Annotated in this window: 11 protein-coding genes; 3 read left to right on the top strand and 8 right to left on the bottom strand. The window is 59.7% G+C overall.

From position 1 onward, the window contains the following. Positions 1-4: 4 nt before the first annotated feature. The gene (locus tag ACYZTM_RS08795) at positions 5-718 is read left to right on the top strand and encodes a lipopolysaccharide kinase InaA family protein (RefSeq protein ID WP_131060865.1); all 714 of its coding nucleotides are present in this window, start codon (positions 5-7) and stop codon (positions 716-718) included. A 2-nt stretch (positions 719-720) separates the two neighbouring features. Next, entirely contained in the window at positions 721-948 is a 228-nt protein-coding gene (locus ACYZTM_RS08790) for a hypothetical protein (RefSeq protein WP_131060864.1), read from the top strand. Positions 949-1137: 189 nt separating this feature from the next. Here ACYZTM_RS08790 and ACYZTM_RS08785 read toward each other — a convergent pair whose 3' ends face one another. From ACYZTM_RS08785 to ACYZTM_RS08750, 8 genes are all read right to left on the bottom strand, one after another. After that, the gene (locus tag ACYZTM_RS08785) at positions 1138-4173 is read right to left on the bottom strand and encodes a multidrug efflux RND transporter permease subunit (RefSeq protein WP_131060863.1); all 3036 of its coding nucleotides are present in this window, start codon (positions 4171-4173) and stop codon (positions 1138-1140) included. A gap of 13 nt (positions 4174-4186) precedes the next feature. Continuing rightward, complete coding sequence (locus ACYZTM_RS08780) at positions 4187-5335, bottom strand: efflux RND transporter periplasmic adaptor subunit (protein WP_131060862.1); 1149 nt, start codon at positions 5333-5335, stop codon at positions 4187-4189. 206 nt (positions 5336-5541) lie between these two features. Further along, the gene (locus ACYZTM_RS08775; protein WP_461988189.1) at positions 5542-6639 is read right to left on the bottom strand and encodes a DUF1513 domain-containing protein; all 1098 of its coding nucleotides are present in this window, start codon (positions 6637-6639) and stop codon (positions 5542-5544) included. Between the two features lie 14 nt (positions 6640-6653). Then, positions 6654-7718, bottom strand: a complete 1065-nt coding sequence (locus ACYZTM_RS08770; protein ID WP_461955458.1) for an imelysin family protein — start codon at positions 7716-7718, stop codon at positions 6654-6656. A gap of 26 nt (positions 7719-7744) precedes the next feature. Then, positions 7745-9172, bottom strand: a complete 1428-nt coding sequence (locus tag ACYZTM_RS08765; RefSeq protein ID WP_461988187.1) for a di-heme oxidoreductase family protein — start codon at positions 9170-9172, stop codon at positions 7745-7747. A 199-nt stretch (positions 9173-9371) separates the two neighbouring features. Continuing rightward, positions 9372-10754: an IS4 family transposase gene (locus tag ACYZTM_RS08760; protein WP_461983473.1), complete on the bottom strand. Its 1383-nt coding sequence runs from the start codon at positions 10752-10754 to the stop codon at positions 9372-9374. A gap of 127 nt (positions 10755-10881) precedes the next feature. Next, entirely contained in the window at positions 10882-12231 is a 1350-nt protein-coding gene (locus ACYZTM_RS08755) for an imelysin family protein (RefSeq protein WP_461988185.1), read from the bottom strand. Positions 12232-12464: 233 nt separating this feature from the next. Continuing rightward, positions 12465-14516: a putative bifunctional diguanylate cyclase/phosphodiesterase gene (locus tag ACYZTM_RS08750; RefSeq protein ID WP_461988183.1), complete on the bottom strand. Its 2052-nt coding sequence runs from the start codon at positions 14514-14516 to the stop codon at positions 12465-12467. Positions 14517-15035: 519 nt separating this feature from the next. On the opposite strand from ACYZTM_RS08750, the gene ACYZTM_RS08745 reads away from it, so the two are divergent. Beyond that, the gene (locus tag ACYZTM_RS08745) at positions 15036-16337 is read left to right on the top strand and encodes an IS4 family transposase (RefSeq protein WP_461988181.1); all 1302 of its coding nucleotides are present in this window, start codon (positions 15036-15038) and stop codon (positions 16335-16337) included. Positions 16338-16415: the final 78 nt, after the last annotated feature.

The raw sequence follows: 16415 nt of genomic DNA, 5'->3' as shown, positions 1-16415 counted from the left end.
CAGGATGGCAGTGCAATGTGCAGCAGAAACGGATGTCGCTTCTCAGGACCGCTTCGACTATTTCTGGAATCAGCGCGGTGAATGGGTAGAAGAACCCAACGTCCGTCGCGGTGGAGAAAGTGGCGTGGAGCGTGTCATGGGCAGTGATGGCCAGCTGCTCTACGCCAAGCGGCAGACCGGGCATATCTATCGCAGCTGGCAGCACCCGTTCGGCCGCCCGACCGTGTTGCGCGAGCAGGATGCGCTCATTGGCCTGCGCGCGCTTGATGTGCGAGTTCCGGAAATCGTTTTCTGCGGCGCACAACGCGACCCCGTGCACAAATGGCGCGCATTGCTGGTGACCAAGTCGCTGGACGGCTTTGAGGAGCTCGAACACTGGTACGCCGGCGGCGGTCGCGAGCGCCACGGCGAGGTGGTGCATGATCGCGTCTTGAAGGAACTGGCCGACAATCTGGCCCGCATGCACAAGGGCCGTTGGCAGCACAGCTGCATCTATATCAAGCACGTATTCGTGCGGGTTACCGGCGAAGACGACTCGGCCAAGGTCGAGATTGCCTTGATCGACCTGGAGAAGTGCCGACAGCGTTTGACCGCCTATCGCGCGGCCGCCCATGACCTGAAGCAACTGCGTCGCCACTCGTCGTTCAGCACGACAGACTGGCGCAAACTCGTCTATTTTTATGAGACGGCGTTTGGCAGCGCTATCAAAGGTTTATAGCAATGAAACTAGAAATTGCGCGAGGTGTTTTTTTGATAGGAGCCTTGGCAGTTGCTTCATTGGCGGTGGCGGCGTGGGAGCAGCCCCGCACGCAAGTCCTCAGTTCAGTGAGCGCTGATGCTCACTGTCCGTTGCCACGGGTTGCCAGGGCATCCGTGGCATCCCAACCCGATCATGATTTATTGCTGTTCATGTTCGGACTTTCTCAAGGAATGAGGCCACAGAGTTGAACAGATTGAAGCCCAAATAAAAGGCCTCGCCAAAATGCGAGGCCTTTTTTTGTGCCCGAATTTCAATCCCCACACCGTCCAGTGTGGGAGCAAGCCTGCTGGCGATGGCGGTGTGTCATTCAACACAATGCTGAATAGCGGACCGCTATCGTCGGAACGCCGCCCGGAGCCGGCTCACTCCCACAGGGGTTATGGGTTCGCTTTAGAGTCGGGTTTGGCCAGCAAGGTGTAGATGCAAGGCAGCACGAACAATGTGAAGAGCGTCCCGATCGACATCCCTGTGGCGATCACCATCCCGATATCGAACCGGCTGACCGCCCCCGCGCCCGTGGCGATGATCAACGGCACCATGCCGAACACCATTGCCGCCGTGGTCATCAACACCGGACGCAGCCGAATCGCCGCCGCTTCTTCCACCGCCTCGCGTGGGGTCAGGCCTTTCTCTTTACGCAGCTGATTGGCGAACTCGACGATCAGAATGCCGTGCTTGCTGATCAGGCCGATCAAGGTCACTAACCCCACCTGGGTATAAATGTTCATGCTCGACCAACCCAGGAACAGCGGAATCAACGCGCCGCAGATCGACAGCGGCACGGTCACCAGAATTACCAGCGGATCGCGGAAGCTTTCGAACTGGGCCGCCAGCACCAGAAAAATGATCGCCAGTGCCAGGGCGAAGGTCACCCACAGCGCGCTGCCTTCCTGAACGTATTGCCGCGACGCGCCGGCGTAATCCATGGCGAAACCGGCCGGCGCTTCTTCCAGCGTGATCTGCCGCACGGTGTCGATGGCTTCACCCATGCTGACCAGCGGCACCCCGGACAGGATCGCCGAGTTGAGTTGCTGGAACTGGTTCAACTGCCGTGGACGCGCGCGGTCGGAAACGGTGATCAGGGTCGACAGGGCCAGCAGTTCGCCTTGGGTGTTCTTCACGTAATAGTTGTTCAACCAGTCCGGGTTGTCCCGGAAAGGTCGTTCGACCTGAGCGATGACTTTGTAGCTGCGACCCTCAATGGTGAAACGGTTGATCTCCGCCTGTCCCAGCAACGTCGCCAGTGTTCCACCGAGGTCCTGCATGGACACGCCCATCTGTGCGGCCTTGGCACGGTCGATATCCACGACCACTTCGGGTTTGTCGAAGGCCAGGTCGACGTCGACGAAGGCGAACTTGCCGGACTCCATCGCCCGTTTTTTCACCCGGTCCATCACTTGCAGCAGCGCTTCGTAATCGTTGGCCGTGTTGATGACGAACTGAAACGGCAACCCTTCGCCAGTGCCGGGCAGGGAGGGCAGGTTGAAGCCGAAGATCTGCAAACCCGAGATGCTCTCCAGTTTGCGCTGGACCTCGGGCAGGATTGCCATCTGCGTGCGGTCGCGTTCGTTCCACGGCTTGAGCAGGAAACCACCAATCCCCGATTGCACGCCGCTGAATCCATTGATCTGGAACGAGGAGTAGTACTCGGGAAACTCCTTGAAAATCGTGATGAATTCGTCGGTGTAGGTGTTCAGGTAGTCGAGGTTGGCCGGTTGCGGGGCGTTGGCCAACATGAAAATGATGCCCTGATCCTCGTCGGGAGCGAGTTCCGACTTGGTGAACTTGAGTAGTACCGGAATCAGGCACAGCACGATCACCGCAAACACCAGCACCACCGGCCGGGTGTTGAGGGTGCCGTGGAGCATGCTTTGGTATCGGCGCTTGAGGCCTTCGAAAATCAGGTCCAGGCGATGGGCCAGACCGCTCGGGTTTTCATCGTGGCGCAGGAGCAGGGCGCACATCATCGGCGACAGGGTCAGTGCGACCACGCCAGAAATTACCACCGCGCCGGCCAGCGTAAGGGCGAACTCCTTGAACAGCGCCCCCGTGAGCCCGGTCAGGAAGCCGATGGGTGCATACACGGCCGCGAGGGTGATGGTCATCGAGACCACCGGCATGGCAATCTCCCGGGCGCCCTCGAGGGCCGCATCCAGCGGCGTCTTGCCTTCCTCGATGTGCCGGTGAATGTTTTCCACCACCACAATGGCATCGTCCACCACCAGCCCGATGGCCAGCACCATCGCCAGCAGAGTGAGCAAGTTGATCGAGTACCCCATCATCTGCATGAAGAACATCACGCCGATCATCGACAGCGGAATGGTCACCACCGGGATCACCACCGAACGCAGCGCCCCGAGAAACAGAAACACCACCACGATCACGATCAGCACGGCTTCGAAGAGGGTTTTCACCACTTCGTCGATCGAGGCCTGGATGAACAGCGTGGCGTCGTAGGCGATTTCACCCTTGAGGTTCGGCGGCAGCTGGGCTTCCAGGTCCGGCATGATCTTGCGCACTTCCTTAATCACGTCCAGCGGGTTGGCGCCCGGCGTGGCCTTGATGCCGATGTACACCGAGGGGGTGCCACCAAAGGAACTGATGGAATCGTAGTTTTCCGCGCCCATCTCGACTCGCGCGACATCGCTGAGCAGCACGCGACTGTCGCCATCGACCTTGAGTGGAATCGCGGCAAACGCTTCAGCGGATTTCAGTTCGGTGTTGGCGTTGATGCTGGTAACGACGTACTCGCCTTTCACTTCACCGGCGGCGGAGAGGAAGTTGTACTGGCGCACCGCGTTGGTCACGTCGCTGGCGCTGAGGCCGAAACCGGCCAGCTTCACCGGGTCCAGCCACAGGCGCATGGCGAACACCTGGTTGCCGAGAATCTCGGCTTCAGCCATGCCCGGCAAGGTCGCCAGTTTCGGCTGGATGACCCGCGACAGGTAGTCGGTAATCTGCGGGTTGCTCAGTTCCTTGCTGAAGAAACTGATGTACATGAGCGCCGAGGCATCGGCGGCTTCCTTGCTCAGCACCGGGTCTTCGGCGTCCTGAGGCAGCTGGTTCTTCACCTCGTTGGCCTTGGCCAGCAGTTCGGTGAACAAGCGGTCGCTGTTGGCGCCAATGCGCGCGTAGATTGAGATCACCGAGAAGTTCTGGCGACTGACCGAAGTCATGTAATCGATACCCTCGGCGCTGGCCAGGCTTTGCTGCATCGGTTGGGTGATGTAGCCCTGAATGGTTTCGGCGTTGGCCCCGGGGTATGCCGTGGTCACCGTGATCAGGGCGTTTTCCATTTGCGGGTATTGGCGCAGCGGCAGCTTGCTCCAGGCCTGGAAGCCCAGCAGCACAATCAACAGGCTGACCACGGTGGCGAGCACCGGGCGGCGGATGAACGGGTCGGTAAAAGCCATGTGGATTCCTTGATCAGTCAGCGCGAGGCTGGCTGCTCTTCTCGGCTAGGGTCTTGTCGTCGCTGATGGCAATGTGTGCGCCGTTGTCCAGTTTGATCTGACCGGCCGTGACCACTTTTTCGCCGTTCTGCACGCCTTTGGTAATCATCACCAGCCCGTCGCGGCGCTCGCCGGTTTCGATGAAACGCCGTTCGGCGATCAGGATCGGCTGGCCGTTGTCGTCTTTTTCGAGGCTGCCGTCTTCGGCTTTTTTCTGCGCGACGACGTAGAGCGAGTTGCCGTACAGCGTGTACGTGATCGCGCTTTCCGGCACGACGATGCGCAGCTGCGGGTCGGGCAGCATCACTTGCAGGCTGGCGAACATGCCCGGCAGCAGTTTGCCGTCAGGGTTGGCCAGGGTCGCGCGGACCTGCACGTTGCGGGTGCTGTTTTCGACTTTCGGGTTGATTGCGCTGATGGTGCCGGGGAAGGTCTGTGTCGGGTAGGCCGAGACTATGATCTGCACCGACTGGCCGACGCCGATCTTCGGCACCGACTGCTCGGGCACAAAGAAATCGACGTAGAGGCTGCTGATGTCTTGCAGGGTGGCGATCATGGTGCCGCTGGCGACGTAGTCGCCGACATCGACCTGACGAATACCGATGGTGCCGCTGAACGGGGCGAGAATGCGCTTTTTCGCCAGCGATGCCTTGAGCTGGTTAACCGTGGCCTGATCCTTTTTCATGATCGCCGTGAGTCGGTCGAACTCACCTTTGGAGATCGCCTGGCTGCCCACCAGTTGGCTGCCGCGGTTGTAATTCACTGTCGACAGCCCGAGGTCCGCCATCGCGGTTTCCAGCAACGCCTTTTCCACGCCGCTGTCGAGCTGCACGATCGGCTGGCCGGCCTTGACCTGCTGCCCGGACTCGAACTGCACATCCATGACGGTGCCGGCAATCTCCAGGCTCAGGTCGACCCCTTGCAGCGCCTTGAGGGTGCCGACGCTTGGCAGGCGGGCTTGCCACGGGCGTTCGGCGGCAGTAGCCGCGGCGACACTGATCGGCGGTTTCGGCGCGGAAAAGCCTTGGATCATCGTGTAGATGGAGAAGGCTTTGTAACCGGCCAGGACCAGCACGATCAGCAGAACAACACCCAACATGATCAGCATGCGGCGACGCAGCATATTTCCACTTCCTTGGAGAAAATCAGGTGAGACAGTGGGGCACATTACTCCGAGTGTGGCGGTGAATCCAACTGCCACTTATTACAGGATGGCGCAAAACCTGTAGGAGCGAAGCTTGCTCGCGAAAGCGGTGTATCAGTCAGCATTTAAGTTGGCCGACATACCGCTTTCGCGAGCAAGCTTCGCTCCTACAAGGGGCGGGGGAGTCAGATGAGGTGCAGGTGGTTGTCCCAGAGCCCTGCGGGAAGATCGAGCGGTTTTGCAACCAGATTTGTCTGGCGGCAATCGTAGTACCGGCAGCGTCCCTGACCCGACGTCACGACAAACCCATCCGCCACCGCACCCACCCCGGCGCAATCGGGAAGCGGCGCATCCAGTCGCACTTCGCCGCTGTCCATGTCCCAGATAAAAAAGCGGTTGCCCCGTGGCGCGGTCAACGCGATCAGCCGCAACTCACTGTGGACCGCAACGCTGGCGGTGTAATGCCCCATCGCCTGCAACTGATGCTCGGGCACCGGAAACGCCACGAACGGTTGCCCGGGACGTTTGATCGCCAGCAGTTCCGAAGACTCGTGGGACGGTCCCATGAACTGCTGACCGGCGACGATGGTGCCGTCGCTGGCGATTCCCAAATGCCGTACGCTGTTCATCTGCTGGGCGAGGGTTTCCTTGCTCAGCAGGGTGCCGTCGCGTTGCATCAACACCAGGCTCGGCTCCATGGCATTGAGGTTCATCTCGACCCGGCTTTCCGCCTCGGTGCGAATGCCGCCGTTGGCCACCACCAGCGTCTCGCCATCCGGCATCCACGACACCTGATGCGGGCCGATGCCATGGGTGGAAATCTCGCCGCTGTGCACCAGCCGTTCACCTTCGAACTTATACACGCCCAACAATCCGCAACCCGGATCGGAGGTGTCGTTTTCGGTGGCGTACAGCCAGTCGCCGCTCTTGTGAATCACCGCGTGACCGTAGAAATGCCGGTTCGGCAACGAAACCACGGTTTGCAGCAGCGCGCCGTCGCGCAGGTCGATCAGGTAACTCTCGGTGCCTGGGCGGCGGGCGATGAACAGTGCGATCGGCAGCGTCGGGTGGTTGATGATGTCGTGGCAACGCTGGCCGACCTGGGTGGCAAACACCCGGGTGCCGTCCAGCCGATAACCGACGGCGTAATGCTTGCCGTCGCCATCGTCCCGCGCCGAAAGCAGCAGCGGGCTTTTGTCCTTTTGCTTGAACAGCGTCCAGCCGCCCAGTGTCACTGCTCCCAGCAGCAAACTACCTAAAGTCAGAGCCTGACGTCGCAGCATGGCACTCGCCCTCATCAGTCACCGTCGTTGGCGTTGAAGCCCAGTTGGATGCCCAGCGCCTTGGCCAGTTCGCCTTCGTGCAGGCGATGGACGACGTTGAGGCTGTCGTAGATATCGTTGAGTTGCTGGCGACCGGCATCGTCGTTGAGCATCTCGGTCAGCGGACGCTGATTGCTGGCGAACAGTTTCAGGGACGCGGCGTAAGCGGCATCGATCTTGTCGGCCAACGGTTTCTGCTCGCTTGGCAACAGGCCGCGCAGGCCTTTGTTGTCGACGCCTTCCCACACGGTTTTGGCGGCGGCGAGGCTGGCTTCAAGGCCCGTCAGGGACGACTGGCTGCGCCATGCATCGGCCTGGAACGGTTGCGGTACGCCCTTGCTCTGGCGGCCCATCGGCGTGCCGAGTTTTTTCTTCAAAGTGTCGAGGGCGGTGACCTGCACACGCAGCAGATCGGCGATGGCCTCGTGGGAGTCGGCGTAGCGCTGGTTGGGGAATTTGCTCATCTGCGCGAGCATGCCGTCGGTGTTGTTCCAGCTTTGCAGAATCTCTTCGGCCAGCAGTTTCTGACGCTCGCCAATCGCCTTCAGCAGTGGGCAGTACTTGGCTTTTTGCGCGTCGTTGGCCACGTCCGGCTTGCTGTCGAACAGAATGTATTCATAGGCCGAGAGGCCTTGCACCACGACGCTGGACTTGGCCAGGGCGGCGGCATCGATCTGCGGCTGCGCGGTGACCAGCTGCTCGACCTGACGGCCGACCAGGTTTTTCTTGTCCGGCCAGAACTGCACCTGCCAGGCGCGATTGCCTTCGGCCAGCGGCCCGATCAGCAGCGGTTGCAACTCGGCCCAGGCTTTCTGTGCGTGCAGGAAGTCGGCGCGGGCGGTGTCGAGGTTTTCCTTGCCTTCGCAGTAGGCGAGCGCACTGACGGCCAATTGGCGGTCGGCTTCAACCCAACGGGTGTAGGTCGGCAGGATCACCGATTTGGCGATGGCGGCCGAGGTAACGGCTTGCGGGTCCTGTGGCGAGCAAGCGCCGAGGGCGAGTGCGGCAAGGCTGGTGAACAACAATTTGGGACGGAACATGTCGGGCTCCCGCTATGGAATACGTATTAAAGGGAATTCAAAAACGCCAGCAACGCAGCGCGCTGCTCGGCATTGAAAGACAAAACCTGTTGCTGGGCCGCTTGCGCTTCGCCGCCATGCCAGAGCACGGCTTCAAGCAGATTGCGCGCGCGGCCGTCATGCAAGAACTGGGTGTGCCCACTGACCGCCTGCGTCAGGCCGATGCCCCACAACGGCGGGGTGCGCCAGTCGCGGCCACTGGCCTGGAATTCGCTGCGGTTGTCGGCCAGACCGTCGCCCATGTCGTGCAGCAGCAGATCGCTGTAAGGGCGAATCACTTGATTCGCCAATTCAGGTTCGGCGGCGTTGGCGGCGGTGGTGTATTTCGGTGTGTGACAGGATTGGCATCCGGCCTGGAAAAACAGGTTCTTGCCGGCCAGCACTTCGGGCGCGTTGACGTCGCGCCGGGCCGGTACAGCCAGGTTGCGGCTGTAGAACAGCACCAGGCGCAGGATGTTATCGCTGACTTCCGGCTCGCCATTCGGGCCGTTGCCGTTCGGCGCCTGTTTGCACGCGGTTTGCGCGTCGGTGCAGTCGTCGATGGGCCTCAGGCTGGTGGTCAGGCCCATGTCGCCGGAAAACGCGTGAACGTTCTGTTGATTGAGGTTCGGTTGCCCGGCTTTCCAGCCGAAGCGGCCGAGAACGGTCTTCTGCTGCGTGTCGTCCCAGACCCGGTTCGGACGTCCGGCGATGCCGTTTTTATCCTTGGCCTGAGCTTCGGCGTTGGCCAGGATCGCCTCGTCGGGGATGGCTTCGAGCAAGCCCAGGCCAATCATCGGCGGGGCCACGCGCGCCGAGAAACGGGTGTCGGGGTGCATCGGGCCGTAACCCAGCTGGGTAATGTTCAGGCTGGGCTTGCGTAACTCGATTTCGGTGCCGTCCTTGAAACGGACCGGCACGGGCGTGTAATCGACGCGTACTTTGCCTTCCGGGGTCACGCCGGGCACGGCCATGTCCTGGAACTGACCGCCGTAGACCGGCTCGGGGACCACGCCGAGCTGCTCGATGACTTTGGCATAGGCAGGCGCGTCCGGGATCGACAGGCGCACCAGCATCGATACCGCGTTCACTGCATCGGGCGTCGGCGGATGACCGCGGCCGTCCTTGATGTGGCAGCCCTGACAGGCGTTGGTATTGAACAGGGGACCGAGGCCGTCCCGGGCGGTGGTGGTCGAGGGGGCGATCACCCAGGGGTTGCGGAAGAAGCTGTTGCCGACGCTGAAATCCACGCGCCGAGACGGCGACAGGTTCGCGGAGGGCAGGGAGAAGGAATTCTGATCGGTCTTGCGCACGGTCGCTGCGCCACCGGACCGGGCTTCACCGGGTTCGGCCTTGGTAAAACGCGGGGCGTCATCGCAGGCACTCAGGCCCAGGGCCAGAAACAGTGCGGACAAGCGAAGAAGCAGCGAGGGCATCAGACATCCTGCAAGACGAGCAAAACAAGGGCGCAAAGTCTAACAGGGCAGGGGAGATTGAATAAGAGGAATTATCGTTTGGTTGATGTGCATCAGTTGATCGTTCCCACGCTCTGCGTGGGAATGCAGCCCGTGACGCTCTGCGTCACATCAAACGCCGAACGCGGAACGTCCGTTGAGGCATTCCCACGCAGAGCGCTCATCGTTCTACACAACTCTCGATGAGCGCACGCTGGGCTTCTAATGCGATAACAAACTCACGTATTCGTTGCATCCCTATCCACATGGCTTTAGGACCGGGAGGTCCGTCATTTTTGCGCCCTAAGTAACCTCCCAGGCTTGTGACCAGTAAAACCATCTCGCCCAAAGAAGGAGGTGCAGAGGGCGGTTGACACCGTTTGACCACGATATAGGCCGCTTTCCACTCCGAAGCCTCAAACACCATCTCGCAGCTTAAATCCGGACAAGCACGTCCCAGCATCAGGCCGTAAAGCACGCGCCATGTCGTGATCAAGTACAAACCAATGCAGGGTAACAACCGTTCCTCGGTTTCCAGCTGCAATCGACTGACCTGACAGCCATTCTTCAGCACATTGAAAAACACTTCGATAGACCAGCGTACCCCGTACCATTCAACCACGGTGCTCGCCTGTTCCAGGCGGGTGACCGGTAGACTGGTCAACAGCATCCACTCCAGAGGCTCAACGCCGTCTATGGCGTTTTCTTCACGGGCCAAAACAGCATTGATCGAGACACTGGGCAATTTATAACCCGACCTGTCGGGGGCGCGCAGGGTCACGGTTGCTGCGCGCAATGTGACATCAGCCAGCCGGGCGGGGCGTTGGACGCGCGCTTTGACTTCAACCTTGAGTGTTCCCAAAGAGGGTGCCTGATCCAGTACCGACCACAACTTCCCGTTGTCAGGCCCTGACAAGCGCCTGTCTTGAGCCGCCCGCACGATCCATTGGGCCTGCGTGTCTGGAGCGAATTGCTGATAATCAATAAACCATTCGTACAGATCACCCTCAGCATCGGCGAGGTTGACCACCAAGGTCTGCGGTAGCTGCCCCTGAATCGCGCAACTGGTTTGATAACTGTCAATCCAGCGCTGACTCTCTTTCTCATCAATCCCTTTATCTCGGCGCTCATGGCGGGGGCTTGGTTTATCGCGGCTCCACCACTGAGCATCGACGACGCCCAGACAAATACGTTCGGGGGTAAAGGCAATAGTTGGGTGCAGACGTCGAGAAAACTTCTTCTGCGCCTTGATCGTGCCCATCCCTTTGGGACCGAGATTGACCCATTTGTCCATCTCGGTCGTGTCTTGCGCCAACAGCACCACGGGACTGTTTTGCATCCGTTGCAGGGTCGCGTCCTGATGGGGCCGCAACACCTTCTGGAACGTGACTTTCTCATTATCAAGAAATCGATAAGCCGCCGTCGTTTCTGCCAGCCCTCGACAAGCAGTTGGGATGCTGTTGCCGGGATGATCGGCTAGGCGTCCTAAAAAGCTGGCGAGCCTGGCATTTAAACGGCCATCACCCAAGTCGGCGGTTTTCATTTCGTCCTGTGCCCAATTCAATCATCGCTCTCCATTTCTCCGAGTTTCAAAAATACTTGAAAACAGAGTTATGTAGAACGATGAGCGCAGAGCGTGGGAACGATCGGCGACCCGAAGGTCGCCTCTTTAGTCACTCAGCCAGCGTTGATCAGAACTCGTGATCAGCGTTGTCCGGGTTCAGGTCGGTGATGCCCAGTTTGCCAGCGGCGGCTTCGATCGAACCGGTCTGCTTGACCAGGGATGCGATAGCGTCACGGACGATCTGGTTGCCAGCGGTGTTGCCGGCGGCGATCAGCTGGTCGTAGTGCTCACCCTTGTTGGCGTGATCGACGATGACCTGCATTTTGGCTTCGGTGGCGGCCAGGTCGGCTTTGAGCGCGGTGTCGGCAGCCGGGTCGGCCTTGGCCACCAGGGACGACAGGCTGGCGCCGGTCATTTTGGTGCCGTCGACGCGGGTGTATTCGCCCAGGTAGACGTTACGAACGCCCTTGGCATCGTAGAACTGCGAGTTATGGGTGTTGTCGCTGAAGCAATCGTGTTCGTCTTCAGGGGAGTTGGCTTCCAGGGAAACCTTCATGCGCTCGCCCGCCAGTTCGCCCAGGGACAGGCTGCCCATGCCGAACAGCATTTTGCGCAGGCCGGTATCAACCGGTTCCGCTTCCAGAGTGGCGCGGTAGTTGTCGGCCACGTTCGGCTTCCAGTTACCGACCATTTCTTCCAGGTCGCTGACCAGCAACTGGGTCACGGACTTCAGGTAAGCGCGACGACGATCGTTGTGACCGCTAGTGGCGCCTTTGCCTTCCAGGTAATCGGAGGCTGGACGGTTGCCGGCGCCAGGGCCGGTGCCGTTCAGGTCCTGGCCCCAGAGCAGAAATTCGATGGCGTGGTAGCCGGTCGCGACGTTGGCCTCGGAACCGCCCAGCTCGTTCAGGCTGGCGAGTTTTTCCGGGGTGATGTCTTTGACGTCGATCTTGTCTTCGCCGACCTGAACCTGGACGTTGGCGATGATATTGGCCGTGGCGCCCGGGTTACCCAGTGCGTGCTCGTAGGACTTGTCGACGTAGTCGATCAGGCCTTCGTCCAGTGGCCAGGCGTTCACCTGACCTTCCCAGTCGTCGATGATGGTGTTGCCGAAGCGGAACACTTCGCTCTGCAGGTAAGGAACGCGGGCAGCAACCCAGGCAGCCTTTGCGGCTTTCAGGGTGGCGGCGTTCGGCTTGGCGAGGAAGGCGTCGACGGCGGTTTGCAGGGTTTTCGCGGTGGATTCGGCATCGCTGTAAACGGCGAAGACGATGTCGGCGTAATGCGCGACAACGGCTTTGGCGGCGGCTTCGTCGACTTTGCTGGTAGCGGCAGGGGCGGCTGCTGGAGCAGCAGCGGTGCTGGCAGCTGGCGTCGGCGCAGGCGCAGCGGCGGTCTTGTCTTTGCCTTCGCCACAACCGGCGAGGGAAATAGCGATGGCCAACAGACTGGCGGTAGCCAGAGGCATACGAATCATGGCGAACATCCTGCTTCGAGAGGGGGTGGTATGGCGCAGCGAGTGCGCAAAACTGCGACATAATGCAAATCTTTCGCATTATGTGTAAAGGGTTGTAGCTGGAAATATTTCTTATTCACACGAGTTGTGTCGTGGATCAAAAGATCGCAGCCTCGTTTCACTCGACAGCTGCTACAGAAGCACACGGACCCGTAGCAGCTGTCGAGTGAAACGAGGCTGCGATCTTTTGATATCTACAAAATAGCCGCGTTACTGCGCTGTGCCTGTTTCAGGTAGGCACTCAATTCCCGTGCCGGCAGCGGCTTGCTGTAGTGATAGCCCTGACCTTCGTGGCAGCCTTCGGAGATGATGTAGGCTTCTTGCTCGGCGGTTTCCACGCCTTCGGCAATCACCTGCATGCCCAGGCTCTTGCCCAGCTGGATGATCGCCCGAACGATGGTGGCATCGTCGTCGTCATCGAGCAGGTCCTGCACAAAGCTCTTGTCGATCTTGATCTTGTCCAGCGGCAGGCTTTTCAGATAGCTCAAGGACGAATAACCGGTGCCGAAATCGTCGATCGCAATCAATGCACCGGAGCGACGCAAGCTCAGCAGATGCTGGGCGGCGGTGCTGATGTCTTCCATCAGGCCGGTTTCGGTAACTTCCAGCTCCAGGCTGCGAGGGGGAAGTCGGTACATCTGCAGCAGGTTGTTGACCACCCGCGGCAGCTCGGCGTGGTGCAGTTGCACCGTGGACAGGTTCACCGCCATGCGCAGGTCGATGAAACCCTGGTCATGCCATTCGCGCAGTTGTTTGCAGGCCTGATCCAGCACCCATTCGCCGATGGCGATGATGGTTCCGTTCTGCTCGGCCAACGGGATGAACAGGTCGGGCGGCACCAGGCCATGCTCGGGATGCTGCCAGCGAATCAGCGCCTCGACGCCCACCACCCGGTGATCGCGGTAGCTGATTTGCGGTTGGTAGACGAGGTAGAACTGGTCCCGGCGCAGGGCGTCGCGCAGGTCTTTTTCCAGTTCCCGGCGGCGGCGCATCTCGGTGTCGACGCTGGCGATGTAGAACTGATAACGGTTGCGCGAGCGGGTTTTCGCCAGCGTCATGGTCTGCTCGGCTTTTTGCAGCAGTTTCTCGGTCCTGTCGCCGTCCTCGGGAAACAGGGTGATGCCGATGGTCGCGCGCAGGCGGATTTCCTGATGATCGAGGGCAAACGCCGCTTCCAGGTCATCGAGAATGCTTTGCGCCAGTTCGGCGGCTTCATAAGGTTGTTCGATATCGGCCTGGACCAGGGCGAACTGATCGCCACCGAGACGGGCGAGGGCGCCGAGGCGACCACTGTGAGCGCGCAGGCGATCGGCCAGGGCCAGCAGCAGCTGGTCGCCGGTCTGATAGCTGAACTGTTCGTTGATGCCTTTGAAGTCGTCCAGACCCACTACCAGCACCGCAACCCGACGTTGCAATTTACCGGCGTCGACCAGGATCTTGTCCAGTTGCTGCTGCAATTGCTGACGGTTCGGCAGACCAGTGAGGAAGTCGTACTGGGCCATGCGCAGCAGGCTGTTTTCCGCTTCGTGGCGCAGGTGAGTGTTGCGTTCGATGGATTCGAGCAACTGGTTGGCGGTGTTGATCCAGATACCCAGTTCGTTCTTTTCGTGGCCCTTGAGCAGCGGAATCTTGTGTGCGCTGGGGCGGTCCGGATTGATTTCGGTCAGGTGTTCAATGATTCGCGACAGCGGTTTGGTCAGCAGCCAGTGGTAGACCAGGTACAGCACCAGGCCCATGGCCAGGGCGCGTAACACGCCGGAGATGAAGATGATCACCGAGAGGACTATGAAACCCTGACCGTAGGTGGCGGTGTCGAGGGTGATGCTCAGGTCGCCGTAATATTCGCTGTACGGGCCGCGACCTACCAGTTGGGTGGTGAAGGTGCGCTCTTTGCCGAGGATCAGGTCGGTCAGCCAGCGGCTGTTTGAATGCTGCAACTCACGGGACTTTTGCGCGAGCATGGCTTCGTTGGGATGGCCGATGGAGGCCTGGCGCACGGCGGCGTCCTGGAACAGGCCTTCGATGACTTGCATGCCCATTTCCCGGTCCAGGCTGTAGACGGCCTGGGTGGAGGGGTCGCGGAACATGTCGAGGATGCGCTCGGCATCGCTGGCCACGGCCTGGCGTGTTTTATAGGCATCGAAAACGATCTGCGCGCAGCTCAAGACCACGCCGACGATCAATGCCGACAGGAGCACGACCCGGAGCAACTTCACCGACAAGCTGTTCTTGAGTTCCAGCTTCAAAGGGTTATTCCTTGTTCCGTGCGGGTAGCATCAAGTTGCCATGAGTATTGGCAATCCCGTGATGGCAGTCAAAGGGACAATCAATCTCAGGGTTTTTTGCCGGTAGCTTGGCAGAAATGCTGTTGTTTTGAGTATTTGCCCTATTAGTACTGTGTCGGTAGTGGGGTCCTTCAACTTGAGGGGGATTGGGACTATTTTTCCGTTTGTTGATGGTAGCCTGCTGTGGCGTGGGGGCAAGGGGCTGAATGCTGGTTTCATTGTCGGACATTGGCCTGGTTTCTGCGGGTGCACACATTTCTACTGTGGGAGTGAGCCTGCTCGCGATGGCGGCCTGGTAGCCGACCAGTCTCTTGCTGGTGTACATATCCATTCCTGCGGTAACGGCGGCTGGCGGTTTCGCCCTTACGGCCAGCCCTTTCAAGGTCTTCGTTTAGAATCTCCCAAAACTCCAGTCAGGGCGACGAGACGATGTGGGAAGAGGTTTTAGCGCGGTTCGAGAAAAAAGCACCGGCCAGTGTCATGGCCAAATTGGTGTTGGAGCAGGCTGTTACAGCTGAGTGGGTCGATCAGGTGTTCGAAGAGCATCGTCAACGACAGTACCCGCGTGAGCTTTTATTTTCGACCATCGTTGAGCTTATGTCCCTTGTTTCACTGGGTTTGCGGCCGTCGCTACATGCCGCCGCACGGCAGATGGATCTTCCTGTCAGCTTGGCGGCGCTCTATGACAAGGTCAGCCGCACAGAGCCTGCGCTGCTGCGCGCCTTGGTAGCCGGCAGTGCACAACGTTTGGCACCGATGATTGAAGAGTTGGGCTGTTCGGCCATTTTGCCTGGCTGGCAACTGCGGGTCGTTGACGGCAATCACCTGCCTTCCAGCGAAAAACGTCTGAGCGCTTTGCGCCGTGAACGAGGCGCCGCCCGGCCTGGTTTTTCGGTCGTGGTTTACGACCCTGATCTCGACCAGGTCGTCGATCTTCAGCCCTGTGAAGATGCTTATGCCAGTGAACGCGTCGGTGTGCTGCCGTTGCTGCAAAACGCCAGTAGGGGCCAGTTGTGGATGGCTGATCGGCTCTATTGCACGCTCCCGGTCATGGAGGCCTGCGAAGACGCTGGCGCTTCTTTCATTATTCGTGAGCCGAGTAAGCATCCGCGCCTGCTTCAGGAAAGCGACTGGCAAGAACCTGTCGCGGTCGAGGCGGGAAGCGTGCGCGAGCAAACCATCGAAGTGAAAGGCGGACGTCAGTGGCGGCGTGTTGAACTGAACCTGCAAAAAGCTACCGACTCAGGCGACACCATGCTGTTGTTCTGGAGCAACTTGCCCGACACCATCACCGCTGAGCAAATCGCCGATTTGTATCGTCGTCGCTGGAGTATCGAAGGGATGTTCCAGCGCCTGGAATCGGTGCTGGACAGTGAAATCGAAAGCCTGGGCAACCCCAAGGCGGCTCTGCTGGGATTTGCCGCGGCCGTGTTGGCTTACAACGTTTTGTCAGTGCTTAAGCGCAGCGTTGAACAGGCTCATCGCCAGACGCGACCAGAGGGATGGGAGGCATCGATTTTCCATTTGGCAGTGCAAGTGCGCAGTGGTTATGAGGGCATGCAGATCGCGTTACCGTCGGATTATCTGTCACTTCAATCGACCACAGAAACGCTGGCACAGCGCTTGTTGACGCTGGCAAGGAATATCAAGCCCAAACAGGTTGCCAAAAGCATACGCGGCCCCAAAATCGCCAAGCCCAAGGAGTGGCTGGAGGGAAAGGCTGCGAATGCTCATGTGTCGACCGATCGAGTGCTCAAAGCCCATAAAGGGAAAACACCTTGAAAGGGCTGGCCCTTACGGCGAGGCACTTTTTTCAAACGCCAAAAAAGTACCCAAAAAGGCTCGCCCCAAGCGTCCGGC

Source organism: Pseudomonas sp. MDT2-39-1 (assembly GCF_054898085.1).
The sequence above is the reverse complement of the archived record's forward strand: the minus strand, read 5'-3'. Positions and strand labels throughout refer to the sequence as shown.

Excerpts from the sequence above, each read along its gene's own strand:
- ACYZTM_RS08795 (WP_131060865.1), top strand. The coding sequence starts at position 5 with ATGGCAGTGCAATGTGCAGCAGAAACGGATGTCGCTTCTCAGGACCGC.
- ACYZTM_RS08790 (WP_131060864.1), top strand. The coding sequence starts at position 721 with ATGAAACTAGAAATTGCGCGAGGTGTTTTTTTGATAGGAGCCTTGGCA.
- ACYZTM_RS08785 (WP_131060863.1), bottom strand. The coding sequence starts at position 4,173 with ATGGCTTTTACCGACCCGTTCATCCGCCGCCCGGTGCTCGCCACCGTG.
- ACYZTM_RS08780 (WP_131060862.1), bottom strand. The coding sequence starts at position 5,335 with ATGCTGCGTCGCCGCATGCTGATCATGTTGGGTGTTGTTCTGCTGATC.
- ACYZTM_RS08775 (WP_461988189.1), bottom strand. The coding sequence starts at position 6,639 with ATGCTGCGACGTCAGGCTCTGACTTTAGGTAGTTTGCTGCTGGGAGCA.
- ACYZTM_RS08770 (WP_461955458.1), bottom strand. The coding sequence starts at position 7,718 with ATGTTCCGTCCCAAATTGTTGTTCACCAGCCTTGCCGCACTCGCCCTC.
- ACYZTM_RS08765 (WP_461988187.1), bottom strand. The coding sequence starts at position 9,172 with ATGCCCTCGCTGCTTCTTCGCTTGTCCGCACTGTTTCTGGCCCTGGGC.
- ACYZTM_RS08755 (WP_461988185.1), bottom strand. The coding sequence starts at position 12,231 with ATGATTCGTATGCCTCTGGCTACCGCCAGTCTGTTGGCCATCGCTATT.
- ACYZTM_RS08745 (WP_461988181.1), top strand. The coding sequence starts at position 15,036 with ATGGCCAAATTGGTGTTGGAGCAGGCTGTTACAGCTGAGTGGGTCGAT.